1 protein-coding gene is annotated in these 970 nt (G+C 54.9%); it reads left to right on the top strand.

Annotated elements, in window-relative coordinates; translation table 11 throughout:
* Nucleotides 1-736: 736 nt before the first annotated feature.
* Nucleotides 737-970 (top strand): hypothetical protein (locus KIH86_RS08830; RefSeq protein WP_223110403.1); only part of this gene is annotated, 234 nt, incomplete at its 3' end.

Genomic DNA, 970 nt, shown 5'->3' with positions numbered 1-970 from the left:
AATCCCTATCAAGCGGGGGATTTACTCGTTTGGAGTAACCCACTGGTCAACACGGGATATGTCGCCATATACAAAGACGGTGAGCTCCTGGCAAGCATTACAGACAACCCCCGAGATACAGCGACCTACCCGTTAGCGGGCAATGGAGTGTACACCGTCAAAGTCGTCAGTACCCAAGGCAATTTGATCGGTATGGGATCGGTCACGATCACGGATGGCAGCGTAGGGACGGCAACACCGACACCAAGCCCGACGCCGACGCCTACAGATCCCGGAGGTAGCGGAGGCACTGGATCTTCAGATTGCACGGCCGGCTGCCAGACGATTATTGACATGTTGGAGTGTCCCGAGTGGGACACGTACATGGGTGAGTGGGCCAACATGATATCCAGCGTAATTCCGCCGCCGCCTGATTGGGATATGGTNAGACCCACTTGCGGACATGCCCCATGATGATCCGGGCGTCAAGGTGATACCCGGAGATCCGCGCAACAGTACCGGAGGGTTTAAAGATCCGGATCATGTAGATACAGGCGATCCGGCACCGGCGCCGACGATCATTTTTGATCTGCCTAGGCCAACGCCTAATCCAGTCCCTGCGGCAACTTCCGGATCTGGACCTGTACCAAGCAGTTTAAGCGGGGCACCGCCGACACCGGGAGGATCTGGAGGATCGGGGGCGATACCGGACACTACAACAGGCATTGTGCCAATACCGTCAGGAGGGGGAGGGTGAGTGAGAAAGACAATTCTATTCTTAGTGGCATTGTTCCTGATCCCCCTACTGTGGCACGGTAGGGCCTATGCGGAGGATAATTACGATCTGATTGCCGGAAAGACGCTGTACATCGCGGGCAGGGCTACAAACCTGCTAACTGACGGAGACGTTAACACCAAAGAGACTTTATCAGCAGGTTTGGCTAATGCTGTCACATATACCTTTCCGGAGCCAGTGTATGTATATTCGTAC

Source organism: Paenibacillus sinensis, assembly GCF_019904155.1.
GTDB lineage: Bacteria > Bacillota > Bacilli > Paenibacillales > Paenibacillaceae > Paenibacillus_AQ > Paenibacillus_AQ sinensis.
Note: the sequence above shows the minus strand (reverse complement) of the source record. Positions and strands in the feature narration are given on the sequence as shown.